The organism is Candidatus Dormiibacter sp. (genome assembly GCF_050999135.1).
In the GTDB taxonomy this organism is placed as follows: Bacteria; Chloroflexota; Dormibacteria; order Dormibacterales; family Dormibacteraceae; genus Dormiibacter; species Dormiibacter spiritus.
Genome location: NZ_JBPCPN010000047.1, coordinates 1 through 24,192 on the forward strand (window position 1 = coordinate 1; position 24,192 = coordinate 24,192).

Genomic DNA, 24,192 nt, shown 5'->3' on the forward strand with positions numbered 1-24,192 from the left:
CGGAGCCGGTGGCGAACACCTCTCCCCGACCGTCCTGGTTGAGCGCCGTGGCGGGCGCGGTGAGCAGGGCGGGACCACCCTGGGCCAGCAGCGACCAGCTGCCCCAGGCGCCCTCCCAGCTGTGGACCATGGCACCGCTCTGGCTCCGACCGAACGCCTCCAGATGACCGTCCGCGTTGACCAGCAGCGAAGGCGAACCAGTAGCGGGCCCGAAGCGCAGAGTTTGGCCGCGGAAGTGGCTGGCCAAGGCGCTCCACAGCTCAGCGCCGCCGCCGCCGTAGTCGAGCGTGAACATGCCCGCGCCGCGGAAATTGCGCTGGTTGACGAGGTCGTACTTGTAGCCCAGCGAGAGGGGGTCGTCCCAGTACTCCTCCCGCCAGCAGGAGGCGTAGTCACTGATGAAGCTTGCCCAGGGTTCCTGGCCGGCTGGATCGAGTCCGTCGCGGCGCACGCCGCTCCAACTGTGGATCTTGGGATCGCCCGGATAGCTCTGGATGGTGAGGTACGAATCCGCGCCGAAGTTGCCCCGGCTCTGGGCGTTGGGCGGGGGGTTGGGGTCGACGCATGCCTTGTGCCCGTAGTAGGGAAAGCCCAGGATCACCTTGCTCGCCCACGGCGCATAGTCGTTCGCCGCCCGGGTGACGTTCCAGGGATACGCGTTCTGAGGGTTGTTGGCCAGCGGTGCGACAGCCCCCATGCAGGTGGAGCAGGGACCGTTGGAGATATCCATGTCGTAGGCCATCACGAAGATGCTGTCCACGATCTGGGCAAGCGAGGGAATGTCGAAAAAGCCGCCGCCCTCGGGCGCTCCCGCATACGCGTCGATGGAGAGGTAGCCCAGTCCCCGGTTCTTGAAAGCCTGCGCCAGCTGATTGATCTTGGCGGGCAGACTCTGGCCGTCCGGACAGCTGCCGCTGTTAACGCCCTCGTAGTCGAGGTTCACGCCGTCGGCGCCGAGCAGGTTGGCCGCCGTCTGATTGACAGTGTTTTGGATGCTGCCGGCGCTGAGGGTGCTGCAGAGCGTGGCCTGGTCATGCGCTGTCAGGCTCACCACGACCCGAACGCCGTTCTGATGGGCTGTGTTGAGGAGCCCGCTGGCGGTGCCCGAGTGCCACACGTTCCAGCCGGTGTTGCCCTGCGCCAGGCTGCCGTCAGCGTTCACCGCCAGACCGAAGTAGGCGACAGTGGAGAGCAGCGAGAAGTCCCAGGTGGTGTAGCCGACACCGCTATCGCCCAAGTTGCCGGCGTTCACGAAGCCGAAGACCTCGCGCTGCAGGGCGCTACCGGCAGCGATGGCGCCGCCCTGTGGCTTGAGCGGTCGCACAGAATTGCGCGGCGGCAGGGGAGCGCCAGGCTGCCTCACCGCGGACTCCAGGGCAGCCGTGATGATCGGCTTGGTGCCATCCGGTCCGGGTCTGGCCACAGGTTTGCTCGTCGCCTGACCCGGCATGGGGACCTGGCCGCGATACGGCTCGCCGGCCGGTACCGGTGCCGCGGCCGCGTCAAGAAGCGTGAGAGAGAGGAATAGGAAAAGCCCTGCCTTGGCAATGGCGGACCGTACCCCCCAGCGGTACAGGGTCATTTGGCGGTGCGAGCGGCACTCTACCGCGGACCGCCAACCTACGTCAAGTTGCCAGCCTGTGCCCCGTAGGCAGCCACGAGGCAGCGAGCTCGGCTGGCTTAGCTGGCGCGGCGCCTTTCCGGAACAATTGAGGGATGGCCCCGCCTCGCTTCATCAACCTCGGCTGCCGCACCAATGCCGCCGAGACCGAAGAGCTGGCCTCAGTCCTTCAGGACACAGAGGACATCGTCGTCGTCAACTCCTGCACAGTGACGCGAGCCGCCGACCGGGACACCCGTAAAGCGGTGGCGCGAGCCCGCCGGGAGCAGCCAGATGCCGCACTGCTGCTCATGGGCTGCTACGTCGACGCCCACCCGGGCGACTCACTGGGTGCCGACCTGGTGCTGCCCAACCGCTGGAAGCAGGCAGTGGAGAACGTAGCGCCGGAGGAGCCGCCAGGCACGAGGCGCTCCCGCTACGTGCTCAAGGTGCAGGACGGCTGCGACAACCGCTGCACCTTCTGCATTGTCTGGCAGGCTCGCGGCCGCTCGATCTCCCGGGTGCTGCCCTATCTGGAGCAGCGGGCTCGCCGCGCCGCCGAGGCCGGTTACCGAGAGATAGTCCTCACAGGGATCGACCTGGGCTCCTATCGTGGCGGCCTCGCAGCCTTGGTGGCCCGGCTGCTGGACGCGGCGGCGCCGGCCCGGATCCGGCTCTCCTCCATCGATCCTTCCCACGTCGATGCGGATCTGGCTCGGCTCTTCGAGCATCCCCGCTTGTGCCCCCACCTGCACCTGCCGCTCCAGTCCGGCTCCGATGCGGTCCTGGCGCGGATGCGGCGGCGCTATGATCTCGCCACCTTCGAGCGGGCAGTGGCCATGGTGCGTCAGGTCCAACCAGCTCTCGCCCTGACCGGGGACGTGATGGTCGGTTTTCCCGGCGAAACGGAGGGGGACTTCGAAGCCACTCTGGCGGCCATCGAACGCGCCGGCTTCATGGACCTGCACGTGTTCCGGTACTCCGCCCGGCCACGCACGGCGGCGGTGCGCTACTCGGACGCCGCTCCAGTCGCGGTCGCCCGGGAGCGCTCGCGCCGCACGATCGAGCTGGGCAAACGCCTGCATGCCCAGTACGAGGGCAGTTGGGCAGGCCTCGAGGTGGACGCGATCTGGGATCGGGAGAGGGACGGTCTGATCCGGGGCGTCGCCGAGAACTACCTCACCGTCACCGCTCCCGCCGCCGGCCGCCGTCCCGGCCAGTTGGAGAGACTGCCGTTCCGTCCTCTCGGTGTCCTCGAACCATGATGTCGCGCGTGCTGGTACTGGCGGTGGCTGTCCTGTTGGCGCTCGCGTCTTGCAGCCAGCCCACCGGGGTCGCGACCACGACGGCTACGCCGATCGGGCACCCCAATATCGTTTTCGTCTTGACTGACGATCTGTCTTGGAACCTTGTCGATCGCATGCCACATGTGAAGCAGCTGATGCAGCAGGGCGTCACGTTCGATCACTACTACGTGACCGATTCCCTCTGCTGCCCTTCGCGGTCGTCCATCTTCAGGGGCCAATTCCCCCACAACACCGGCATCTTCACGAACGGCGGCTCGGACGGCGGCTTTGCGGAGTTCTATAGACGCGGGGAGCAGAACTCGGCAATCAACACTTGGCTCCACTCGGGCGGGTACAGGACCGCCATGATGGGCAAGTACCTGAACGGCTACATGGAGGTCACCGACCCGCCCAGAACATACGTGCCGCCTGGTTGGGACGAGTGGGACGTGGGCGGCAACGGCTATCCCCAGTACGACTATGACCTCAACCTCGACGGCCAGATCGTCCATTACGGCACTTCCGAAGCCGACTACCTGACCGACGTCATCGCCAGCAGCGGTCAGCAGTTCATCCAGACGTCCACCAAGGCCGGCAAGCCGTTCTTCCTCGAGCTGGCCACTTTTGCGCCACACGCTCCCTACACGCCGCCCAAGCGCTATCTGGGGAAGCTGGGCGGTATTTCCTACCCGAAGACTCCGGCCTACGATGCCCAGGATCTCAACGCGCCCAGGTGGCGGGTGGCTGCGCCTCCGTTGACCCCGAAGGAGAATGACACCGTGAGAGCCGATTACGAGAAGCGCGTCGAGGCCGACCTTGCCGTCGACGACCTCATCGGCAACCTGGAGAAGACCCTGCGGGAGACAAACCAGCTCCAGAACACCTATTTCGTCTTCAGCTCCGACAACGGCTATCACATGGGCGAGCACCGCCTTCATGAGGGCAAGCAGACTGCCTTCGACACTGACATCAACGTGCCTCTGGTGATCAGCGGCCCGGGCGTCCCCCGGGGCCTCACTCAGCACCAGCTCGTCATGAACATCGACCTCGCCCCGACCTTCGCTCGTCTCGGCGGCGTCCCCGCTCCGGATGTGGATGGTGTCTCGCTCCTCCCGCTGCTGCGATCGAACGGCTCGCCAGCCTGGCGGCAGGCCGCGCTGGTCGAGCACCATGGTCCTAATGCCTCGCCAAACGATCCTGATTACACGCGATTTCGCAACGAGGATCCACCCTCATACAACGCCATCCGAACAGCGCAGTACACGTACGTGGAGTACCTGAACGCCCAGCAGCAGCCGGTCTACAACGAGATCTATGACGACCGGAAGGATCCGTATCAGTTGAGCAACCTGGCCGGTTCGGCGGATCCCGCGATTCAGCGCCAACTTCACGCACTGCTTCAGAAGCTGACAGCCTGCCACGGCGCCGACTGTTTCGTGACCTGATTCAATGGACCCAGCGGCGGCTTCAGAAACCGTCGATTCCCTAGACGAATTGCAAGGCCATTGGCGGCCCCGGACGATCGCTTATCGCGTCAGAGCTTGGAGGCGTCTCCCCGGTTCGGGGGCGCCATCGGTCTGGTCCGAGCCGGTGAAGCGCTGGAAAGCGGCTCGTGGTAGAGGGCACCGTCAGTCCCGGTCACGAACACTTCCGCGGCTCCCAGGTCCCGCTTTACGACGGACGGCGTCTGGGGAGTGGCACCCCCCAGGGATTGCCACGGGCGCCAGCCGCCGTTGTACTGCAGGCGCTGGAGCACGTTGGCGGTGCCGGAAACTATCACGTCGAGCTCGCCGTTCGCAGAGGCCGCCGCTGACGGCCCCGTACCGTTCGAGAGGCTGCCGGCGAACCACTCCCACGTCGACCACTGGCCGCCGTCGTACCAGCGGTGACCGAGGGTGCCGTCCACATTGCGGATGAAGAGGTCGAGCCGGCCGGCGCCCCAGGAGGTCACGGCCGGGTCGGAGTTGGTCTGGCCACCGAGCGGTTCCCAGCCGCTCCACTGACTGCCGTCCCAAAACTTGTGCCAGATCTGGCTGTCTGTTCCCTGGACCATGACGTCCAGCCGCCCCGCGCTCCAGGAGGCGGCGGTTGGGCTCGATCTGAGGACGCCGCCCAGCGCCTCCCAGCCGTTCCACTGTGTGCCGTCCCACCACCTGTGGTAGAGCTGGTCGTCAGTACCCCGGACGAAGACGTCCAGTAGTCCGGGGCCCCGCGCAGCAGCACCAGGGCCTGAGGCTAGCACGCCGCCCAGTGGCTCCCAGCCGTACCACTGTGTGCCGTCCCACCACAGGTGTCCCATCTGCTGATCCGGGCCGCGCGCGAAGACATCGAACCGGTTGGGCGCCCAGGAGGCCGCCCCCGGCTTCGAGGTGAGGGAGAGGCCGCCGATTCCCTGCCACGCGACAGGGAGCGCTGAGGGCCGGGGAAGCCCGGCGGTTTGTCGAAGCAGGGTGGGGTCGAGGGCGCCCGGCGCGACCTTCACCGCCCGGTACTCCAGGTCACCGTTGGGGTAGGTCACGTCCAGCAGTTGGGCGCCGGTGGCGTCGACCTCAGTGAAACCGGAACCGCTCTTGAATCCCCACGCGATCACGTTGTCATTACCGTCGGGTGACCGCCGGAAGCCCCCGGTGGCAGGAGCGTTCTGACCGTCGGGCGAACGGTACTCCCAGAGCCAATTCGCGGTTCCAGCCTGGTCGTTGATCGCGTACTCGACGCCTCGCGCGGGCGGACCCGGAGGGGATGCTGAGTTGTTACAGTCGAAGGGGGCCGAGCAACCAGGCGGCGAGGTGGAGTGATCGTCGTACAGCGTGACGTCTGTACTGCTCCCGTTCATCCGGAAGCGGGCATCGTGTTGGCCAAAGAACCCCCCTTCTGAATCACCAGTGAGGCTCAAGTGCTTGGCTCCAGGGTCCTTGAGTGGCGTTTGGTTCCCGCCCATCTTCCAGGCGACGAGGCCCGTCGCCTTCGTGATCCGGTAGACGGCGTCGGTATGGCGCATTGACACCAGCATGTCACCGGTCCCGGAGTCGTCAATGGAGTTGCAGTGAAAGATGTCCGCAACGTCCTTACCGTTGTAGTTGACGATGGCGGGGCGATTGGATTCTCCAACATTGATATGCTTGCTGGCCCTCCATAGTTGGCCCACCAGTTTTCCCTGGGGGTCAAGCTCCTCGATTACACAGTCCACGATGGTGCCGTTCTTGGCGTACTGGTATTGGGGAGTATTGAACTGCGCCAAGGGCGTCAGATCCACACCGTCCTGAAGCGGCGTGGCGATCATCATGCGATTCCCGTTGGCAAGTTGGAGCAGCTCGTGAGGGTCGGTTGGCGGCACAGGAGCCGCCAGAGACGATGATGTTTGTGTGTCCAGCTGGTAAAGGTTGTAGGCTCCGTTCGGGTTCGAACCCACTCCTGGGCCCAGGCTAGGTGCCCAGGCGAGGGTGTTTTTCGAGTACGGCAGCAGCTCAACGTTGATGGCCCCGCCGGGTGCCGGCTGGTACCAGACTGGAGTCCCGTTCTCGTCCAGGATCATCGCGTAGGTGCTGCTGCTGTTGTCCGGCGCCGGCACGACAGTGCCGGTGAGATACCAACCAGGCGACGGAGTCCCCGGCTTGCTCACGTTCATCTGCGGAAAGTCGTGAGGCAGGCAGCGGATCCAGTACTGAATCTGGCCGGCGGGATTGTTGGGGTCTGTTGCTTGAACAACGGCCGCCTGGCTCTCCGCGAGCCCCACAGTGACTGTCGCCGTGGAACCGCTCTGATAGCCCACCTGGATCGAGCCTGCGGGCATTGCCACGAGGGTAAAAGTGACCTGGTTCACGCCGGTTTGGCAGCGCACGACATAGTCGTGGACCGCCGGCAAGAAGCCAGGCGTGAGGCTGTAGGGGGAAGCTGTGACGATATTGGATAAGGGACTGCCCGCCACAGGAATGTCGACCTGGTCGGCGGGAACGTCAGCCCGGGCAGGCCTGATCGACAGCGCAGCCGAAAAGCTGGCGGCCGTCATCGCCAGAGCGGCAAGCAGGAGGAGCCGGTGTCTGGATCCAGTCCCGCGGCGTCGCCCAGCCATCGCCGGCTGCGGTGGAATCGGTGCCGCGAACAGGGACATCGGGGGATTATGGCACAAGCTCCACCAGCGCCGTGCGGTGTGCGCTCGACCTAAGTGAGGTGCGACCGATGGGTGTCGCTGGGCGCCCACCACCAGCCCAGGTCCAGCGCGTATCCCGGGCGGGGAGCGCCGCGAGCGGCCGTCCTCAGGGGAAGGAGTCGACGGCCTTGTTAGGTGCGCGCCTGAGAACGGTCGCGGTTCGCCTTTGGTTTCAGAGGCTCCCGGTGGCCGCGGGGATACACGCAATTTGCCAATCACCCCCCCAGCGGCCGGGACCCACGGGGCTAGTAATCGCGCTACCCGTTTAGATGAGACCTGTATCGCGGCCACTCAGGCGTTGAAGACTGGCTTTGCGCGCTGGGGGCTTTCTCAGTCCTGGAAGAATTGCCGAGCACGCTCAGCGAGCAACTCCGGCGCCTGATCCACAAGGGCGGTCCCGTGCAGGCGTTCGAAGTAGGTGACGTCCGAGCGGTAGGTCTCCTGGAGCCCGGCGCGAGCCACCAGGCGCAGGTTTAGCACGTGAGCCGGGCGCGGCGCCCCGAAGAGCGCCCAGTTGAAGCTGCTACAGCCGAGTTCGTTGTACAGCCGCAGGGCGGCGACCAGACCCTCGCCAAGCTCTTGGACCACCGGCTCCGGCAGCTGCTCTGGGCTCTCGAAGCGGGGCAGGAAGGCGCGCAGATCATGGAAACCGGCCGGTGCGAAAGCCGCCAGCCACTCGACCTCTCCGCTGCTGGCGATGTGCCGCTCACCCTTCGATCGCTCGGCCGCCAAATATTCGCCCACCAGCTCGCGCGGCACATCTGCTGAGATGGCCTGCTGGGTGGTGGGGAAGGGATCGACAGCACCCTGAACGTGGGGATGGAAGAGGGAGCTGCCGGACGGAAGCATGTGGTTGGCGCTCAGCGAGACCCAGGTCGCCTCTCCGTCCGCCCGGCGGGCGCCGCGGCAGAACTCGATCTGCGTCTGCAGGTTGTCGGCCACCAGCCTCGGTGTCATCTGGTCCAGCGGCAGGAAATGGCGTTCGGGGCCGTAGATCGAGACCGAGGCGTGTCGAGCGTAGCTGGCGAGGTTGGGGAAGCAGAGCGCCTCGCCGCGGCGGAACACGCCTTCCGCGGTGATCGCCGCTGCAAAGCGCGGCGTCACCCTTTCCACCCGCTCAGCGCAGAAGGGACACCAGCTCCTGCTCTGCTCTCCGAAAGCCGCCAGATCGAATTCGCTGCTGGGCAGGAGGTTGCTCTCCGGCAGCAGCTTGCAGGCCTGAGAAGTCAGCGGATCCCAGCGCATCTCGTAGCCCGTTCGGCGCGGCTCGTAGCCAGAGTCGCTCGGCACCAGGATCTCTCCCTCGACGCGCTCCCGGCGGAAACTCACGCTCATGCCCAGAATTATGGCCGTGAGCAGATTCGAAAGCTGGCTGCAGCAAGCCGGCCTGGAGCTGGAGGTTTGCCACTTTCCGCAGGGGACGCGGACGGCTCAGGATGCGGCGGCGGCGATTGGCTGCGAGGTGGGTCAGATAGTCAAATCCCTGGTCTTTCAGGTAGCTGGCCGGCCGATAGTCGCGCTGGTCAGCGGCAGCAACCGGGTCGATCTGACCCAACTTGCGACAGCGGCGGGCGGCAAGGTGGAGAGGGCGGATGCCGAGCTAGCTCGGACGGCGACCGGCTATGCGATCGGCGGCGTGCCCCCCTTCGGCCATGCCAGCGAGCTGCCTGTCTTCTTGGACCAGGACCTTCTGCGCTACGAGCTGATCTGGGCAGCCGCCGGGCGGCCGGATGCCGTGTTCGCGATCACCCCTCAGCGGCTGCAGGAGCTGGCCCAGGCGACAGTGGTGAGCCTGGCCTGAGCCAGTCGCGCTCTAGCGAGTCTCTTTGCAAGCCAACGGCCGATACTTAGAGCCAGTGCTCCCCTTCCGGCATCTCTACCTGCACATCCCCTTCTGCAAGCACAAGTGCGGTTACTGCGATTTCAACGCCTACGCGGGGATGGACAGGCTGATGCCTGACTACGTGGACGCGCTGCTGCGCGAGCTTGAAGCGGCCAGCGCAGCGCAAGAATTCGCCTCCCTGCAAACCGTCTATCTGGGCGGCGGGACCCCCAGCCTCCTGCCGCCTGCGCTGATCAGCCGCCTGCTGGCTCGAGTGCGGGAGCTGTTCAGCGTCGTTGCTGAAGCCGAGATCACTCTAGAGGCGAACCCCGCCTCCACCGATCCGGAGCGGCTGGCCGCCTGGCGGGCCGGCGGCGTGAACCGCCTGAGTTTGGGCGTGCAGGGCTTCGACCGCCAGGCCCTGGCGGTGCTGGAACGGCGCACGGACGGAGCGCTGGCCCGGCAGGCCTTCCAGCTGGCGCGCGCTGCGGGCTTCGAGAACATCAGCTTGGACCTCATCTATGCAGTGCCCTTTCAGAGTCGTGAGAGCTGGCTCGAGACAGTCCGTCAGGCGGCGGCTCTGGGGCCCGACCATCTCTCCTGCTACTGCCTCAGCTTCGAGTCTGGCACCCTCCTCCACAAGCGGCGGTCGGCCGGCGTTCTCCCCGAGGTGGACGCCGACTTCCAGTGGGAACTGCTCGACGCCGGAGATCGGGTCCTGAGCCGCTCGGGCTTCAAGCGCTATGAGGTTTCCTCCTGGGCCCTGCCCGGCCGCCGGTCTCGCCACAACCAGGCGTACTGGGACTGCCGCCCCGTCTACGGCGCCGGCGCAGGCGCCCACTCCTACGCCAGTGATGGTGAGCGCGCCTGGCGCTGGTGGAACGTCGCTCGGCCGCGCGAGTATCTGGCCGCCGTGACCGCCGGCAACGTCGTGGCGGGCTCAGAAGAGCTGGCTCCGCGGCTGGCGGCCGCCGAGCGCGTCATGCTCGGCCTGCGCACAACTTCCGGACTGCTGCCGCCGTCAGGTTTCGAGGCGGCGCTGGCGGAGCTGGCCAGCGCCGGCTTGGTAGGTGCAGATGAGAGTGGTGTCTGGGCGCCCACGCGGCGCGGTCTGGACCTCCACAACCAGATAGCGCTCGCCGTGCTTTAGGTGAGCTCTGCGCCTCTGAGCGGTGATCAGGCGCTGGGGAGGTCGACCACGGGAGGACGGTTCGCGTGATCAGTCCCGGATTGGAGGAGCAGAGTGTCGAGCAGCGGCGACCCGTGCCTCGTGCACCTCTGCTCTGGCTCACCGGCGGGATGGCGGGATGGGTACTCTTCACCGCCGTCTACCTCATCGAGAGAGCCACCCGGCCCGGCTATGACAGTTGGCAGCAAGCCATCAGCACACTCAGCCTGGGTCCTGGTGGATGGATTCAGCAGGCCAACTTCATCGGCCTCGGTCTGGTCACCCTGGGTCTGGCGGTCGTCTGGCGGGGAATCCTGAAGGGCGGGGTGGGCGCGACTTGGTATCCGATCATTCGCGGGATCGAAGGTTTGAGTCTTATCAGGATCGGCTTCTTCTCAACTGATCCCGCGCCGGGCTATCCTCCGGGAACTGCCACGACGGGACAGTTCGCCACCGCTCACGGAGTGATCCACTTCTCTTTTCTGTTCTTGATCATCGGCGCCATGATGATCGGGCTGTTCGTCATGGCCCGGCGCTTCTGGGGAGACCCGAGATGGCGCGGTTGGGTTTTCTACTCGGTGGCCAGCGGAATTCTGATCAACGTGTTCATTGCTCTCTTCGGCGTGGCCAATAGTCGTCACTTCGAGTACGCCGGAGTCCTTGAGCGGCTCGCGACCAACGTAGAGACCATCTGGGGGCTGGTGCTGCTCGCCCGCTTGTGGGCGGGGGCGAGATTCTTTAGCGGCTAATTGGCGGGTGCAGCTCAGGCCGCGCGGTCACTGGCGGTGTGAAGCCTCAGATGCCGAGCTGGAGAGACGTTCTGGACTATAGCCGCCGCCATCAGGGCCGAGCCGCCCACCAGGGCCAGCAAGAGCCACGGCCACCAGGTCAGCGCCGGCTGCCACTGGGGGTTCAGCATGAACAGCCAGGCGCCCCGGGTACCTGTCGCGTAGCGGCGGCTGTTGACCAGCCAGGCACCCACTTGCACGACCACAGTGGCGGCGGCGATCGCCAGCGGCAGCGATGCCCTCAAACCGACCGACAACCGACCGCGGTTGGCGTATACGACTTCGCCGCAGGCCATTGGCAGCAACACTCCCACGGGTAGCGCGTAGCGGCCCTGGCCTGCCACTCCAAACGGGAGATTGAAGATCCCTGTGGTCACGACTATGGCTGCCAGGTCAGCGACCAGCAGGCCGATCAGCGCCAACCTCTGGCGCCAGGTGCCCAGCCAGAGCGCCAGTCCGCCAAAGCCAGCCAAGGCCGAGAGCCAGAGGCCGGTCAGCGGCCTGGGCAGCGTGACGTCGAGCCAGCCGAAGCCCCCGATCTGCTGCGGCGCCAGCCAGCGCAGCTGCTGGGCCGCCTGGGCCATGCCATTGGCGACAGCAGCCAGCGTGACGACTGCGCCCTGGTTGATCCAAACGCCCCACGCGAGCGCCAGAATCAGCCCGCCGCCCACTGCGGCCAGTGCCATCCGGCCGCACCGGTCAGGCTGCAGCAGCCGCTGGCGGAAGCCCAGGCTCGGCACGAACGCGAGCACGGCGAAGATGTCGGCGATGAGCCAGCCGGGCCCCAAGGCACGACTCGTGGCCAGGAAGAAGCCGCCCAGAGCAAGCGCCGTCCACTCGAGCTTCAGCGGTTGACGGCGCCCTGTTGCGATCCGCAGAACTGCAGCGAAGAAACAGGCACTCGCCGCCACCTCGACCCCGCTCGGTGCCAGCGTCGTCGCGAGGAAGAGAACCATGGGCGTGATCGCCAGCTGGAATCCGGCCAGGGCGAGCAGGCTGCGGCGGCCCCGCCAGAGCGTCAGCGCCGTCAGAATCAGTAGGCCAGAACAGAGTAAAGCGATCCCCAACCTGCCCAGATAGAGCGCCTCCACCGGCTGCTCGGCCAGCGCCATCAGCGCGGCGGCGGGAAGGTAAGCGAAGGGCGGATAGACGCCCACGTAGCTCAGCCGACGACCGGCGTTGCCGGCCTGGCCCAGATCGGCGCATGCGGCGCTCCTGCCGGGAAGGAAGCGGTAGCAGGTGGAGAAGTCGGGAGGGGCCAGCTGGGCCGGCAGGTAGTAGGTGCGATCCACAGCCTCAGAGATGGCGGAACCCGGCGCGGGCTGACCTGCCGAGCGCTGGACCAACACCTTTCGACCCAGGACCTCGCCCTGGCTCAAACCCGCAGCCCGTACGTAGTGCGCATCCTCGTCCGGGCCGGCACCGGGCGGGTTGGCCGCCAGCCACGCTACCGCGAGGGTCAGATAGCCGGCCAGGAGCAGCAGGACGGGCCAGGGCCGGCGCGCGCCAAAATGTGCCTGGGTTCCCAATCCGGCTCGAACTTTACGCAGCCGGCTGTTTGGTAGCCTGAGAGTTCAGCGCCGGACGTCGACGCAGTCGCAGTTGCGCTCGCCCTTGCCAGGGCGCCTGACTGCTCCGAAGAATGAACAATCACACCTCTTTCACGCACGCCGTCGTCATGGGGGCGGGTCCGGCCGGGCTCACGACGGCGTACGAGCTGAGCAAGCATGGCATCGGCGCCACTGTCCTGGAGAAGGATCCCGAGTACGTCGGCGGCATCGCGCGCACCGCCCAGCACAACGGCTATCGCTTCGACATCGGCGGTCACCGCTTCTTCTCCAAGAACCTGGAGGTCGAGGACCTCTGGACCGAGATCCTGGGCGATGAGATGCTGACCTGCAACCGCCTCTCGAGGATCTACTACCGAGGCAAATTCTTCGACTACCCGCTGAAGGCGACCAATGCCCTGCTGAGTCTGGGTCCTGTCGAGACAGTGCGCTGCATGGCCAGCTACGCCTGGGCCAAGCTGACTCCGGTGAGGGAGCCGCGCAACCTGGAGGACTGGGTCCGAAACCAGTTCGGCGAACGGCTCTTCCGCATCTTTTTCAAGACCTACACGGAGAAGGTCTGGGGCATCTCGACCAGCGAGCTCTCCGCCGACTGGGCGGCCCAACGCATCAAGGGTCTGGATCTCGCCCAGGTCGTGAAGAACGCGCTGATCCCGCCGCGCCAGCCGAAGGAACGAGGCGAGGTCATCAAGACACTGATCGACCAGTTCCGCTATCCGCGCCTCGGACCGGGCCAGCTCTGGGAGACCGTGCGGGACCTCATGGCTGCGCAAGGTCAGCCAGTTCAGATGGGTCAAACCGTCGAGCGGATCCGGCACGAGAAGGGGCGGGTCGTCAGCGTCGAGGCCCGCGACACAGCCGGCAGCGTCCGGCAGGTCAGGGGCAGCGACTTCGTCTCCTCGCTCCCCATCCGCGAGCTGATGCTGAAGCTCGACCCGGCGCCGCCGCGGGCAGTGCTGGCGGCCGCGCGCTCACTCTCCTATCGGGACTTCTTGTCTGTGGTGCTCATGATCCGGCGCCGGGAGCTCTTCCCCGACAACTGGATCTACATTCACGAGCCGGGTGTTCAGGTCGGCCGGATCCAGAACTTCAAGAACTGGAGCCGCTGGATGGTGCCCGATGAGGAGACCACCTGCTTGGGGCTGGAGTACTTCTGCTTCGAGGACGATCAGCTCTGGCAAAGCACTGATGAGGAGTTGATAGCACTCGGCACCCGAGAAGTCGTCCAGCTAGGCATGTGCGAGGGGGCCGAGATCTTCGACGGTGCCGTCGTACGGCAGCGGAAGGCCTATCCCGTCTACAACGACGTCTACCTGGACCACCTTGGGACCATCCGGCAGTGGCTTGACGCCAACGTGCCCAACCTGTACCTCTGCGGCCGCAACGGCATGCACAAGTACAACAATCAGGATCACTCAATGCTCACCGCGCTCCTCGTCGCCCGGAACATCGCAGGAGTGACCAAGCTCGATCCCTGGAAGGTGAACGCCGACGCCGAGTACCACGAGGAGGTGCGCGACGGCGAACAGGATCTCTCGGGCCGGCAGATGCCCAGCCGGGTCAGGGAAGAGGAACCGGTCGCCTAGCGGCGGCAGCCGCGCCGGCAGGCGCGGGAGAGCGGTTCGGCGCCGGCGGCCGCTGTGGTCGTTCTTCCCCTCCCCCGTCCTACGGGGAAGCCCCCCGGCAACGGGCCGAGGGGCTCTGTTTCAGGGTCTTGCCGACCTAGGTACTGCTAACCCAAGCCTCCGGGCTGGATGCAGTTCTGGCCGGGGGTGAATACGTGGCCCTGCTCGCAGAAGGGCATGGGGGCCGGCTGCGCTGGCGCATCAGCTTGCACGGGCGCATCTGGCTGGACGGCCGGCTTCGGGGCGGAATTGTTAACGGCCGGCTTCGGGGCGGACGCCGGCGGCGCTGGTGCCTGATGCACCGGCGGTGGCGGCGCGTCCTTGGGCGGAGCGACGGGGGCGGGTGTCGGCGTAGGCGTTGCCGTTGGCGTTGGCGTTGGGGTTGGAGTGGGAGTGGGCCTGGGTGTCGGGGTCACGCAGTGCGCCGTAGTCGTGTCATAGGGCGCGCTGAAGTCAGCGGCAAAAAAGATCGATCCCTTGCTACCGGACGGAACCGTGACCGACTTCTCGGCTACGAACGTGCCAGTGGACGTGGACACAACGGCGGTCACTGTGACCGAGCTTGGCGGAACACACGCGTAGGTAACGCGCGCAGTGTCGCCGCTCCATGCCAGTGCGGCTGTGACGGACAGCAAGAGCAGTGCAGACACTGCAGCTGCCGCCATGAGGACTCGTTTCATCGGGGTTTTCTCCTACTGAGGCCTAGAGCCTCTTGATGCTCCGCGACGTTTCTTCCATCCGCGAGGGCGGATGCGTCGTGGAGGCCGGGTTTCTCACCCTTGATCCCCCCTTGTCGTCTGCCGACGCACCCCTTTGGATTTCCGAGCGCTTCGGTGGGTGCCTGGCTTAATGAGCCCCCAGCCGTGCACTGCGGGAGGCCCGGTAAAACCGTACCACAATCGGCCAGATGATGTCAATAAGCAAGAAATCCCCTCAAACTCCTTGGGATTACCAGGGTTGGATGGCCCAGAAGTGCTGGGTCCCCCCAAAGTCCCGGGTGCTGAAGCGTCAGTGCCGGACCGTAAGCGAAAACCGGCCTTAGCACTCGTAAGCTAGGAGTGCTAAGCAGCGATGCAGTCACGAAAGCAGGACATCCTGAAGGCAGTCGTCCGCGAGTTCACTGTGACGGCGACGCCAGTGGCCTCGCAGGCGCTGGTCAGCCGGCACTTCCTGAACCTGTCGTCCGCCACTGTGCGGAGTGAGCTCTCGGGCCTTGTCGACCTGGGCTACTTGATCCAGCCGCACACCTCCGCAGGGCGGATTCCCACCGATCGCGGCTACCGCTATTTCGTGGACTTCCTGATGGAGGCGGAGCCGGCTCCGCCCGCGGTGGAGGCCTATATCGAGGCGGAGTTCCGCTCCACTCCACCCGATCCCCAGAGCGTGGTCGAGAAGGTGGCCACGATCGCCGCCTCCGTGACCCGCAACGCTTCTGTGGTGACCGGCCCGCAGGGCGGTTTGGTGAGGGTCAAGCACCTGGACCTCGTGTCCCTGGAGCCCGAGGACGTGCTGGTGGTCCTGGTGGCGGAGGGCAACCTGATCCGGCAGCAGGTGGTCCGAGTGAGCTCTCCCATCCGGCAACAGGAGTTGACGCGGCTCTCCAGTCGTTTCAACCGAGAGCTGGCCGGCAGGGATCGGGATGAGCTGGAGCTGCGCTTGGGCCGGCTTGGTGAGGGCGTGGAGAAGGAGCTTCTGGGCAGCTTGGTCGAAGCTCTTGCGCTCTTCGAGAGCCGAGGCGGGGGCATGGTGGTCCACGATGGCGTGCGCAATCTGTTGAAGCAGCCGGAGTTCGCCGAGTCGAGCCGCCTGCACGAGGTGCTGGAGGTTTTGGAGGAGACCCGCTACCTGGTAGCTCTGCTCCAGGAGCTGGCAGCCAACGCCGACCTGCAGATAGTCATCGGCTCTGAGAACAGGACTGAGCAGCTGCGCTCGTGTGCGGTGATCCTGACCACCTGGGGGCCATCGCGGCGGGTGCAGGGAGTGCTGGGCGTCGTCGGTCCCACTCGGCTGGACTACGGCGCCACCGTCGGCCGCCTGCAGGCGATCGCTCGGCAGGCTGGCGCCCGGCTCGCTGAAGCCTACGCCTGAGCTTCAAACCAGAAGTAGGGCGGCGATCTTGGCGAAAGCCAGCCGACGATTGGCACTTTGAAGTTTGTTCGGCCTCCCCGCTGAGGTATCAATGCCAGAGACATGCAGGAGATGAACAGTTGATCGAGGATGAGGGGGGCGCCCCCGCTGGCCAGGCGGCGCCAACCGCCACTCAGGAAAAGGAAGCCGACGAGGAGGCTATTGCCTCGCTGCAGGAGGAGCTCGAGGAGCTGCGCTCACGCCACCTGCGTCTGGCGGCTGACTTCGAGAATTACAAAAAGCGGGTGCGGCAGGAGCAGGAGGACGCCTACCGCTACGCCGGGGCGCTGCTGGCTGAGAGGCTGCTGCCCGTGCTGGACGACGCCCAACTGGCCGTGGAGCACGCGCCGGCGCGCGTCGACAAGACCTGGCTCAAAGGCGTGCAGCTGACGTTTCAAAAACTCGAGGAGGCGCTTGCCACAGCGGGGGTGGAGGCCGTGCCCGCCCTGGAGACGAAATTCGACCCCAAGCTCCATGAGGCGATCGGCACTGTCGAGTCGGACGAGCATCCCGACGACACAGTTGTGACGGAGTTGCGGCGCGGCTACAGGATGCACGACAAGGTCCTGAGACCCGCGCTGGTGAAGGTCTCCCGGAAGGGCTAGTGGACGGCAGTTCTATCGGCATTGACAGGCGCCTGCCAGCGAAACGCTCGGCGGCCGGCGCGCGCCGAGGTTCGTGAGGGACTAGCTTGGCAGTCAAGCGGGATTACTACGAGGTGCTCGGCGTCAGCCGGCAGGCGTCGAGCGATGAGCTGCGGCGCTCGTTCCGCAAGCTGGCGATGGAATACCATCCCGACCGGAACGACGGGGATCCGAATGCCTCCGAGCGCTTCAAGGAGTGCAGCGAGGCTTACGGCGTTCTCTCGGATCCGGAGAAGCGACGCAGCTACGACATGTTCGGCCATTCTGGTGTCGGCGCCGGCGCGGCCCACGACTTCGGCGACTTCGGTTTCGGTGACATCTTCAACACCTTCTTCGGCGGCGGCGGGCGGCCGCGCCGGCGGAGCACGCGCGGCAACGACCTTCGTCACGACCTCACGATTGAGTTCGAAGAGGCCTACAGAGGTGTGGAGCGGGAGATCGACGTGGGTCGCCAGGCCGTCTGCTCGGTCTGTGCCGGTTCAGGCGCCGCCCCGGGCACCTCCAGTGAGACCTGCGGCACCTGCGCCGGCGCCGGTCAGGTTCGGCGTCAAGCGCAGTCCATCTTCGGGACAGTCGTCAACATAGTGGCCTGCCCGACCTGTGGCGGGGAGGGGCATGTGGTCAGAAAGCCCTGCGCCCATTGCCACGGCCAGGGCCGGACCGAGGAGCGCAGGCGACTCAGAGTGCGTATCCCCGCCGGCGTGGACACCGGATCGCAGATCCGGCTGACCGGAGAGGGCGAGGTGGGGTTGAGAGGTGGGCCGCCCGGCGACCTCTATGTAGTGATCCGAGTCCGTGCCCACCAGCACCTCCGCCGGCAGGACGATGACATCGTTTACGAGCTGCACGTGAACCTGGTGCAGGCGGCGCTGGGGGATCGGATCGAAGTTCCGTCGCTGGACGGTCCTGTCGAGCTGTTGCTGCCGCCGGGCACCCAGTATGGGCAGACGTTCAGGCTTCCCGGTCGAGGCATGCCCAACGTGCGCAGCGGGCGCCGGGGCCAGCAATTCGTAGTGGTCCAGGTGGTGGTCCCCAAGGACTACTCGGCCGAGCAGAAGGCGCTGCTGCGCAAGGTGGGAGGGCTGACCGGCAAGCCACAGAAGGTCTCCAAGGGATTCTTCGAGAAGCTCCGCGACGTGATCAACATCGATTAGCCGATTCATTCGGTCCACTAAGCTTGGCGCCACTCGCAATCCTGCCGGACTCGGTACCAGAGCCGGTCGGGAGCCGGAACAAGGAGGGAAGGTTCAGCCATGCGGAGTTACCACTTCATAGTTCCGCCGCAGCTCCTGGAGCAGAGGGCACTGCGCGGCTCGGCCGAGGAACGGGAGATCGCGCTGGCCACCCTCTCGATCGATCACTCAATCCGCGCCGGCCGCATCCAGAACGCGCTGCTGGCCGGTTCTGCCCAGCGGCTGCAGCTCGCGGTCACAAGAGGCGCCGGCCGGCCTGACAGAACCGTCTTCAACGCTAGGCATCGCCTGGACACTCACGCCACCAGCGTCCTGCGGACGGAGGAAGGACAGCCCTCCGCCGATGAGGCAGCCAATGAGGCCTTCGACGGGCTGGGCGCCACCTACGGCTTCTACTGGGATGTCTTCCGGCGAGATTCGATAGACAACGCCGCCCTGCCCCTGCTGGGCGAGGTGCACTTCGGCGAGCGCTACGACAACGCGTTCTGGGACGGCCAGCGGATGATGTTTGGCGATGGCGACGGGCAGCTCTTCACAGGCTTCACGAAGGCCATCGACGTCATCGGCCACGAGCTGACGCACGGGGTGACGGAGGCCACCCTGGGATTGCGCTACCTGGGTCAGCCGGGCGCGCTGAACGAATCCATCTCGGATGTGTTCGGCTCGATGGTGAAGCAGTACCAGCTTGGTCAGACCGCAGAGCAGGCTGACTGGCTGATCGGCGCCGGCATCTTGGGCCCGGTCATGCAGGGCCAGGCGCTTCGCTCCATGAAAGCGCCCGGCACCGCCTACGAGGGGGACAACCAGCCGGGCTCGATGTCCGGCTACGTCAGCACGGCCTCGGACAACGGGGGCGTCCACCTCAACTCGGGCATTCCCAACCACGCCTTCTATCTGGCCGCAGTCGCCCTGGGAGGCCATGCCTGGGACAGCGCGGGCAGGATCTGGTACGAGGTAATGGTGCGCGGGGCGGTGGGCCCACAGGCGGGCTTCGTGCAGTTCGCTCAGGCCACTACAACGATGGCGGCCAGCTTGTTCGGCCTCGGCTCGGCTGAGGCCAGGAGTGTGCAGGAGGCATGGCGGGAAACGCAGGTGCTCTAAGCGCCGACCGGCCGGAAGTTGAGCGCGCAAAATAGTCATGACAGCTCGTCTGGGGGGGTGAGCCCGAGCCGGGGCGGCGAGCAGCTCGAGCTCGAGCTCGAGCGATCAGGCGGCTTTGCGGGCCTCTTCTTGCGAGCCAGCTTCCAATACTCAGAGTTGAGCGAGTCGGAGCGCGGGGCGGTGGAGCTGTGCTTCGAGCACTGGCCGGGCAGCGATCCGGGCGCCGGCCAGCCCGACCGCTTCTGCTATCGCCTGGACCTAGCCGAGCGCACGGCCCTGGTTCCGGAGGCGCACTGGCCGCAAGCTCTGAACGCGCTGTTGACAGCCCTCCGTCCGGCTCCCGGCTGACCGCTCTAAGGCCCGGTCTTGAGCTCAGGCCGCAGCGCGATTGAAAGAGCGAGCCGCCCCCGCCACAGCTACCAGGGCCAGCACTGCCATGATCACCACGCCCTTCACCACGCTCGCATCGGCGAGGTGGTTATTGAAGATCGCCCGCGCTGCGTCGACGGCGTAGGCGAGAGGGTTCGCCGCCGCTATGGCTCGCAGCCAGTTGGGCGCCAGCGACAGCGGCAGCAGGACGCCTGAGAGCAGCAGGAGCGGCAGCGTAGCAGTGAAGAGCAGCGGCGCGAATGAGTTCTCGTCTCTCAACCAGAGCGCGAGCGTGTATGACACCGAGGCCGTCAGCAAACCGATCAGCGCGACCAGAGCGAGCACGACCAGCAGTCCCAGGGGCTCGATGCTCAGTCCGAACGGCAGCGAGAGCAGGACCAGCAGGATGGACTGGACGAGCAGCGTCAGCAGGTCGCGAACGGCTCGGCCGAGCAGCAGCGCCAGGCGGCTGACGGGCGTCACCCGCAGCCGCTCGATGATGCCCTGGCGCAGCTCCGCGATCAGCGTGAAGCCGACCCCCGACGCTCCGAAGAGGCCGAGCTGCACGAGAAGGCCTGGCACGAAGACGTTGTAGGCGCCGCCTGCCGGGAAGCCGGGTGTCGCGGCGATCGATTTGAGCAGCGGCGCGAAGAGCACCAGGTAGAGCAGCGGTTGGACGACGCCGATCACTATCCACGCGGGGTTGCGCAGAAGCAGTCCGAGATAGCGCTGGAAGACCAGCCAGGTGTCACGCAGAATCTTCATGCCGCGGTCTCCCGGAGTGATCGGCCGGTCTGGCGAAGAAAGACATCGTCAAGGCTCGGCCTGGTCAGGGAGATAGTGTCCAGTTCCAGTCCAGCGCCGTCCAAGAGGCGGAGGATGGCCGGCATCGCGCTCTCGCCCCGGTCGACGTAGAGGCGGAGGGTGCCGTCCTGCCAGCCCGCCTCGCGGACGAACGACTGGGGCCTCAGCAGCTCGAGGATCGCTTCCTGATCGCCTGCCACACCCACGCTGACGACGTCGCCGGCGATCTGGCGCTTCAGCTGGTCGGGCGTGCCCTCGGCGACTATGCGGCCGTGGTCGATGATCGCCACGCGGTCGCAGAGCGCATCCGCCTCTTCGAGGTAATGAGTGGTGAGGAAGATTGTCGTCCCACCCTCGCGCCGCAGCCGGACCTCATCCCACATGCGCGCTCGGCTCTGCGGATCGAGGCCGGTGGTGGGCTCATCGAGGAAGAGCACTTGAGGCTTGTGTGCCAAGCCGAGGCCGATGTCCAGCCTCCGCTTCTGGCCGCCGGAGTAGGTTTTGGTCTGGCGATCCGCGCAGTCCTCGAGCTCCAGACTGGAGATCAGTTCGGCGGCCCGCGCCCGCGCCTCGGACACTGACATCCCGTAGAGCCGCCCCTGGAAGACCAGCTCGGAGCGGCCGGTGATGGCAGGGTCGTTGCCGCCGGTCTGGCCCACATAGCCGATCCTGCGCCTGACTTCGGCCGCCTCCTGCCGAAGGTCGCAGCCGGCCACCGTCGCCTCACCCCCGCTCGGTGGCAGCAGCGTCGCCAGCATCCGCAGCGTGGTCGTCTTGCCCGCGCCGTTGGGGCCTAGGAAGCCGAAGATCTCGCCATGCTCGACCTGCAGGTCGACACCTGCAACCGCCTCGACGCTCTGGCGGCGGCTCTTGAAAACGCGACGGAGGCCTCGGGCCTGGATCACCGGGCCGGAGAGCGGGGTCTGGTCGTGATTCATTGCCATGCGACGGGGGGTGCCTCCTTTGCTAACGCTTTGCTGCCTGTCAGGGACGGGATCACTCGGTGCTCGTCGGCGGCGCGGCGCCGACAGTCGATCGCTGGCGGTGCGCTTCGAAGTCCGCGTCCCCCGTCCAGGTGAGCCGGCCGGCTCGGACGTCGTCGATCAGCGAACGCACCCATTGCAGCTCGGCTCGACGCAGCGCCTGGTCGTACTCATGCTCGAGCAGGACCACGCGGGGCAGGTGAAGCTGCCTGCGGAGCGCCTGGAGCGAGGCGTCAGCGCCGGCGAGATCGCCCTCGAGAGCGACCATCCGGCCGTCCAGCGCGACGATGGCCGCCTCCGCGGGCAGGTAGCCGAGAAAGCTGATGGCCGCCGAGAAGAGGGGGTGTTCGTTGAGCGGTGTGCTGAGCAGGGTCGTCAACCAGCTCTGAAGCTCGTCCCGGCCCTGATCTGTGATGCGGTAGACGGTCCGTTCCGGACGGCGCCCTTCGCGGCCCGTATCGGCCACCTCGATCAGTCCGCGGCGGACAAGCCAGTCAACCCGGTGGTAAAGGCTGCGGGGACTGCCGTCCACGAAGTCCTTGTGGCGATCGCGGATCAGGCGCTGGACCTCGTACGGATGCCGCGGCTGCTCGGAGAGCAGTGCCAGCACCGTCAGAGCGGCGAGGTCACGGAAAGCCCGCTTAGTGGTCATGCTGGACATACTGCGTTACGCACTATAGCATGTCGCATTGGTGCCTGACGCATCAAAAGTTTTTGCTTGAGAGCCACCGGTCTGCGGCTCGCCTGCAGCTCGGCGCACATGTACGTATACTTATATCACATCCCGGATTCGGCCTGTGCTCGCGACGCCAAGGGACTAACCAGTCAGCCCTGGATTCAGCCTTTGTCGTTAACCGCTTTGACCTTGAGAAACAGCGTTTGGCCTGCCAGAATGTCGATTGGAGGACCAGAAACAATGCACGCAATCGACCTCGAACTGACCAGCGCCGAAGGGGAGCTGCGACAGCTGCAGGCCAGGCTCCGGGTGGTGCCCGTTAACGACGTGCAGCTGCGCGAGGCTCTGGAGCGAGCGCTGATCAGCAAGCAAGAGCGAGTCGGTCGACTGCGCACGCGGCAGGTTTCCGTTCCGCTCTGAGCGGTGGTCGTTGAGGGCGAGGTAGCGCCCCGCCCGCTCAGCTCCTGTGGCTCTTGATCCCCTCGACCACCTGGGCGGCCAGGTCGTAGCGACCCCCCGAGGGGATCACGTAGGCGCCGGCGGCGACGCCGGCCAGTTCCTCGAAAAAGGCGATAGCCATCTCCACGCCAATCTGGGGGGCTTCTTCACCTGCGGCTTCCAGCCGCTTGGCCACCGTCTCGGGCACGACTATGCCCGGCACCTCGTTCTGCAGGTAGGCGGCTTGCTTGGCCGAGCGTAGGGGCATGGCGCCGATCAGCAGCGGCACCTCCACCTCCTGGAAGACCTGGCGGAGGAGCGCAAGCGCCGCGAAGTCATAGACGGGATTGGTCAGCACGAAGTGGGCGCCTGCGGCCAGCTTGCGGCGCAGCAGACGGAGCTCCTTCAAGGGGTCCTCGGCGGTGGGGTTGAAGGCAGCTCCGATATTGAAGAAGGCGCGCTCGCCGATGGGCGTGCCGTTCGCGTCGAGGCCCCGGTTCAGGTTGCTCAGGATAGTGATCAGGCCCACCGCGTTGACGTCCCAGACGGGAGTCGCCTTGGGGTAGTCACCCACCCTGGGTGGGTCACCACGCAGGGCAAAGATATTGCGGATGCCGAGCGCGTGGGCGCCGATCAGCTCTGACTGGATGGCCATGACATTCCTGTCCCGGCAGGTGAAGTGGGCGATGGTCTCCAGGCCCACCTGCTGCTGGACCAGAGCAGCGCAGCTGATCACCCCCATGCGCAGCCGAGCCATGGCCGAGTCGGTGACGTTGGCGAATTCGACGCCTGCCTCCTGCAGCAGCCGAGCGCCGGCCAGCATGCGGCTGGGATCAATCCCCCGCGGCGGCGTCAGCTCGACCGAGATCGGGAATTCACCGGCTCGCAGCTTGGCCGCGAGGCTGGTGCTGGGGGCCTCCACCTGCCGCTCGCCCGGTTCAGCCCGCCGGATTCGCGGAGAGACCGTCCGACCGGGCGCGGCGCCGTCAACTCGCCTGCGGAGCGCCTGGATGTGCGCCGGCCCTGTACCGCAGCAGCCGCCGACGACGCTGACTCCCAATTCCAAGAGCTCAGCCATCTGCTCAGCGAAGTACTGCGGGCCTGCGCTGTAGACCAGGCGGCCGGCTTCCCTGTGCGGCAGCCCCGCATTGGGCAGGATCGCCAGCCGCTGGGCGCCCAGCGAGGCGAGCTGGCGCGCGACGCTGAGCGCCGATTGGGGTCCCGCTCCGCAGTTGGCGCCCAAGGCGGTGACCCCTCTGGCACTGAGGCTCTCGACCAAAGCGCTGGCAGCGCGGGCGGGGTTGAGCTCATCGTCGAAGCTGAGCAGCGCCACCACCGGCAGGTCGGGCGCGGTCGCCCGGGCCGCGTCGACCGCCAGCTCCAGCTCATTGAGCGCCGTGAACGTCTCCAGGATCAGAAGATCGACGCCGCCTTCCGCCAGGGCCGCTATCTGCTCACTGAACACGCGCTCAGCGCCGCTGCGCTTGATGGCGCCGACAGGCTCGATCGGCCGGCCTAGAGGGCCGACGCTGCCCGCCACGAGCACCGGCCGGCCCGCTGCATTGCGGGCTTCCAGGGCCAGCCGGGCCCCGGCCAGGCAGAGCTGGCGGACCTCAGCTTCCCTGTAGTGCTCGCCCAGCCGGAAGCGGTTGGCCCCGAAGGTGTTGGTTTCGATGACGTCCGCCCCGGCGGCGATGTAATCGCGGTGGATGCGCGCGATCAGCGCCGGCTGAGAGACGTTCAACGCCTCCAGGCACTCCGCCTCAGCCACTCCCCGGGCATAGATCTCCGTGCCCATGGCGCCGTCGAAGAGCAGAGGGCCTCGCTCCAGGCGCTGCGCCAGCTTGTTCACA

General features: G+C 66.4%; 20 protein-coding genes. 12 read left to right on the top strand and 8 right to left on the bottom strand.

What is annotated here, in order from left to right:
- Positions 1-1,582 (bottom strand): glycosyl hydrolase family 18 protein (locus tag ACR2MZ_RS11480; RefSeq protein ID WP_434005172.1); only part of this gene is annotated, 1,582 nt, incomplete at its 3' end.
- 134 nt (positions 1,583-1,716) lie between these two features.
- Between ACR2MZ_RS11480 and ACR2MZ_RS11485 the strand changes: the two genes are divergently transcribed.
- Together ACR2MZ_RS11485 and ACR2MZ_RS11490 are read left to right on the top strand one after the other, a co-directional pair.
- Complete coding sequence (locus tag ACR2MZ_RS11485) at positions 1,717-2,865, top strand: MiaB/RimO family radical SAM methylthiotransferase (protein WP_434005173.1); 1,149 nt, start codon at positions 1,717-1,719, stop codon at positions 2,863-2,865.
- Complete coding sequence (locus ACR2MZ_RS11490) at positions 2,865-4,331, top strand: sulfatase family protein (protein WP_434005174.1); 1,467 nt, start codon at positions 2,865-2,867, stop codon at positions 4,329-4,331. Before ACR2MZ_RS11485 ends, ACR2MZ_RS11490 begins: the two co-directional genes overlap by 1 nt.
- A gap of 89 nt (positions 4,332-4,420) precedes the next feature.
- Here the strand turns inward: ACR2MZ_RS11490 and ACR2MZ_RS11495 are convergent, their stop codons facing one another.
- Together ACR2MZ_RS11495 and ACR2MZ_RS11500 are read right to left on the bottom strand one after the other, a co-directional pair.
- Complete coding sequence (locus ACR2MZ_RS11495; RefSeq protein WP_434005175.1) at positions 4,421-6,892, bottom strand: DUF8189 domain-containing protein; 2,472 nt, start codon at positions 6,890-6,892, stop codon at positions 4,421-4,423.
- Between the two features lie 471 nt (positions 6,893-7,363).
- On the bottom strand, positions 7,364-8,368 hold the full coding sequence (locus ACR2MZ_RS11500; protein WP_434005176.1) for a hypothetical protein: 1,005 nt from the start codon (positions 8,366-8,368) through the stop codon (positions 7,364-7,366).
- A gap of 10 nt (positions 8,369-8,378) precedes the next feature.
- Between ACR2MZ_RS11500 and ACR2MZ_RS11505 the strand changes: the two genes are divergently transcribed.
- The 3 genes from ACR2MZ_RS11505 to ACR2MZ_RS11515 all read left to right on the top strand — a co-directional run bounded on the left by ACR2MZ_RS11505 (position 8,379) and on the right by ACR2MZ_RS11515 (position 10,772).
- Positions 8,379-8,834: a YbaK/EbsC family protein gene (locus ACR2MZ_RS11505; RefSeq protein ID WP_434005202.1), complete on the top strand. Its 456-nt coding sequence runs from the start codon at positions 8,379-8,381 to the stop codon at positions 8,832-8,834.
- Between the two features lie 55 nt (positions 8,835-8,889).
- Entirely contained in the window at positions 8,890-10,005 is a 1,116-nt protein-coding gene (gene hemW, locus ACR2MZ_RS11510; RefSeq protein WP_434005177.1) for a radical SAM family heme chaperone HemW, read from the top strand.
- 113 nt (positions 10,006-10,118) lie between these two features.
- A complete protein-coding gene (locus ACR2MZ_RS11515; protein ID WP_434005178.1) occupies positions 10,119-10,772 on the top strand; it encodes a DUF998 domain-containing protein in 654 nt (217 codons plus the stop codon).
- Between the two features lie 14 nt (positions 10,773-10,786).
- Here the strand turns inward: ACR2MZ_RS11515 and ACR2MZ_RS11520 are convergent, their stop codons facing one another.
- Positions 10,787-12,340, bottom strand: a complete 1,554-nt coding sequence (locus tag ACR2MZ_RS11520) for a DUF2142 domain-containing protein (RefSeq protein WP_434005179.1) — start codon at positions 12,338-12,340, stop codon at positions 10,787-10,789.
- 113 nt (positions 12,341-12,453) lie between these two features.
- On the opposite strand from ACR2MZ_RS11520, the gene ACR2MZ_RS11525 reads away from it, so the two are divergent.
- The 6 genes from ACR2MZ_RS11525 (at position 12,454) to ACR2MZ_RS11550 (ending at position 19,417) form a co-directional block, all read left to right on the top strand.
- Entirely contained in the window at positions 12,454-13,965 is a 1,512-nt protein-coding gene (locus ACR2MZ_RS11525) for an NAD(P)/FAD-dependent oxidoreductase (protein WP_434005180.1), read from the top strand.
- Positions 13,966-15,075: 1,110 nt separating this feature from the next.
- Positions 15,076-16,092, top strand: coding sequence for a heat-inducible transcriptional repressor HrcA (gene hrcA, locus ACR2MZ_RS11530; RefSeq protein ID WP_434005181.1), 1,017 nt, complete (start codon positions 15,076-15,078; stop codon positions 16,090-16,092).
- 119 nt (positions 16,093-16,211) lie between these two features.
- A complete protein-coding gene (gene grpE / locus ACR2MZ_RS11535) occupies positions 16,212-16,736 on the top strand; it encodes a nucleotide exchange factor GrpE (protein ID WP_434005182.1) in 525 nt (174 codons plus the stop codon).
- A gap of 86 nt (positions 16,737-16,822) precedes the next feature.
- Complete coding sequence (gene dnaJ / locus ACR2MZ_RS11540) at positions 16,823-17,929, top strand: molecular chaperone DnaJ (protein ID WP_434005183.1); 1,107 nt, start codon at positions 16,823-16,825, stop codon at positions 17,927-17,929.
- Between the two features lie 99 nt (positions 17,930-18,028).
- Positions 18,029-19,069: a M4 family metallopeptidase gene (locus ACR2MZ_RS11545; protein WP_434005184.1), complete on the top strand. Its 1,041-nt coding sequence runs from the start codon at positions 18,029-18,031 to the stop codon at positions 19,067-19,069.
- A gap of 57 nt (positions 19,070-19,126) precedes the next feature.
- Positions 19,127-19,417 (top strand): protealysin inhibitor emfourin, encoded by a 291-nt coding sequence (locus ACR2MZ_RS11550; RefSeq protein WP_434005185.1) that lies wholly within the window; start codon positions 19,127-19,129, stop codon positions 19,415-19,417.
- A gap of 24 nt (positions 19,418-19,441) precedes the next feature.
- Here ACR2MZ_RS11550 and ACR2MZ_RS11555 read toward each other — a convergent pair whose 3' ends face one another.
- The 3 genes from ACR2MZ_RS11555 to ACR2MZ_RS11565 form a co-directional block, all read right to left on the bottom strand.
- Positions 19,442-20,203 carry an ABC transporter permease gene (locus ACR2MZ_RS11555; protein ID WP_434005186.1) on the bottom strand — a complete coding sequence of 254 codons (762 nt, stop codon included), beginning with the start codon at positions 20,201-20,203 and terminating at the stop codon, positions 19,442-19,444.
- Entirely contained in the window at positions 20,200-21,147 is a 948-nt protein-coding gene (locus ACR2MZ_RS11560) for an ATP-binding cassette domain-containing protein (protein ID WP_434005203.1), read from the bottom strand. Before ACR2MZ_RS11560 ends, ACR2MZ_RS11555 begins: the two co-directional genes overlap by 4 nt.
- 91 nt (positions 21,148-21,238) lie before the next feature.
- On the bottom strand, positions 21,239-21,877 hold the full coding sequence (locus tag ACR2MZ_RS11565; RefSeq protein ID WP_434005187.1) for a PadR family transcriptional regulator: 639 nt from the start codon (positions 21,875-21,877) through the stop codon (positions 21,239-21,241).
- A 264-nt stretch (positions 21,878-22,141) separates the two neighbouring features.
- Between ACR2MZ_RS11565 and ACR2MZ_RS11570 the strand changes: the two genes are divergently transcribed.
- Complete coding sequence (locus tag ACR2MZ_RS11570; RefSeq protein ID WP_434005188.1) at positions 22,142-22,321, top strand: hypothetical protein; 180 nt, start codon at positions 22,142-22,144, stop codon at positions 22,319-22,321.
- Positions 22,322-22,358: 37 nt separating this feature from the next.
- On the opposite strand, the gene ACR2MZ_RS11575 is transcribed toward ACR2MZ_RS11570, so the two are convergent.
- Positions 22,359-24,191 (bottom strand): bifunctional homocysteine S-methyltransferase/methylenetetrahydrofolate reductase, encoded by a 1,833-nt coding sequence (locus ACR2MZ_RS11575; RefSeq protein ID WP_434005204.1) that lies wholly within the window; start codon positions 24,189-24,191, stop codon positions 22,359-22,361.
- Between the last annotated feature and the right edge of the window lies 1 nt (position 24,192).

What these genes read in the sequence shown, in the direction of transcription:
- ACR2MZ_RS11505 (WP_434005202.1), top strand. Translation starts at nt 8,379, where the DNA reads ATGGCCGTGAGCAGATTCGAAAGCTGGCTGCAGCAAGCCGGCCTGGAG.
- ACR2MZ_RS11565 (WP_434005187.1), bottom strand. Translation starts at nt 21,877, where the DNA reads ATGACCACTAAGCGGGCTTTCCGTGACCTCGCCGCTCTGACGGTGCTG.
- ACR2MZ_RS11555 (WP_434005186.1), bottom strand. Translation starts at nt 20,203, where the DNA reads ATGAAGATTCTGCGTGACACCTGGCTGGTCTTCCAGCGCTATCTCGGA.
- hrcA (WP_434005181.1), top strand. Translation starts at nt 15,076, where the DNA reads ATGCAGTCACGAAAGCAGGACATCCTGAAGGCAGTCGTCCGCGAGTTC.
- ACR2MZ_RS11495 (WP_434005175.1), bottom strand. Translation starts at nt 6,892, where the DNA reads ATGACGGCCGCCAGCTTTTCGGCTGCGCTGTCGATCAGGCCTGCCCGG.
- ACR2MZ_RS11525 (WP_434005180.1), top strand. Translation starts at nt 12,454, where the DNA reads ATGAACAATCACACCTCTTTCACGCACGCCGTCGTCATGGGGGCGGGT.
- ACR2MZ_RS11570 (WP_434005188.1), top strand. Translation starts at nt 22,142, where the DNA reads ATGCACGCAATCGACCTCGAACTGACCAGCGCCGAAGGGGAGCTGCGA.
- ACR2MZ_RS11500 (WP_434005176.1), bottom strand. Translation starts at nt 8,368, where the DNA reads ATGAGCGTGAGTTTCCGCCGGGAGCGCGTCGAGGGAGAGATCCTGGTG.
- ACR2MZ_RS11490 (WP_434005174.1), top strand. Translation starts at nt 2,865, where the DNA reads ATGTCGCGCGTGCTGGTACTGGCGGTGGCTGTCCTGTTGGCGCTCGCG.
- ACR2MZ_RS11545 (WP_434005184.1), top strand. Translation starts at nt 18,029, where the DNA reads ATGCGGAGTTACCACTTCATAGTTCCGCCGCAGCTCCTGGAGCAGAGG.
- ACR2MZ_RS11485 (WP_434005173.1), top strand. Translation starts at nt 1,717, where the DNA reads ATGGCCCCGCCTCGCTTCATCAACCTCGGCTGCCGCACCAATGCCGCC.